Origin of the sequence: Paraburkholderia sp. UCT2 (assembly GCF_014397665.1) — a bacterium.
Classification (GTDB): Bacteria; Pseudomonadota; Gammaproteobacteria; order Burkholderiales; family Burkholderiaceae; genus Paraburkholderia; species Paraburkholderia tuberum.
The window spans coordinates 1-626 of sequence record NZ_VZQO01000159.1 but is presented as its reverse complement, the minus strand read 5'-3'; the positions used below and the strand labels follow the sequence as shown (position 1 = coordinate 626).

General features: G+C 64.4%; 1 pseudogene. It reads left to right on the top strand.

The features are described 5' to 3' along the window. Positions 1–626, top strand: a pseudogene (locus tag F6X39_RS36210) (threonine ammonia-lyase, biosynthetic); the annotation flags it as partial.

The window sequence follows — 626 nt, the reverse complement described above, 5'->3', positions numbered from 1 at the left end:
GACGAAGTGCTGCTCGTGAACACCGATGCGCTGTGCGCCGCGATCAAGGACGTGTTCCAGGACACGCGCAGCGTGCTCGAACCGGCGGGCTCGCTCGCGGTGGCCGGCGCCAAGCAGTATGTCGAACGGGAAGGCATCGAGAACCAGACGCTGATCGCGATCACGTCGGGCGCGAACATGAACTTCGACCGCATGCGCTTCGTCGCCGAACGCGCGGAAGTGGGCGAAGCGCGCGAAGCGGTCTTCGCGGTGACGATCCCCGAAGAGCGCGGCAGCTTCAGGCGCTTCTGCGAACTGCTTGGCACGCGCAGCGTCACCGAGTTCAACTACCGGATCGCCGACGCGAACTCGGCGCATATTTTCGTCGGCGTGCAGATCCGCAATCGCAGCGAATCGGCGCAGATCGCCGGCGCCTTCGAAGCGCACGGTTTTGCCACCGTCGACCTGACCTTCGACGAACTGTCGAAGCAGCACATCCGCTACATGGTCGGCGGCCGCTCGCCGCTCGCGCGCGACGAACGACTGTTTCGCTTCGAGTTTCCGGAACGTCCGGGCGCGCTGATGAAATTCCTGTCGTCGATGGCGCCGAACTGGAACATCAGCCTGTTCCACTACCGCAACCAGGG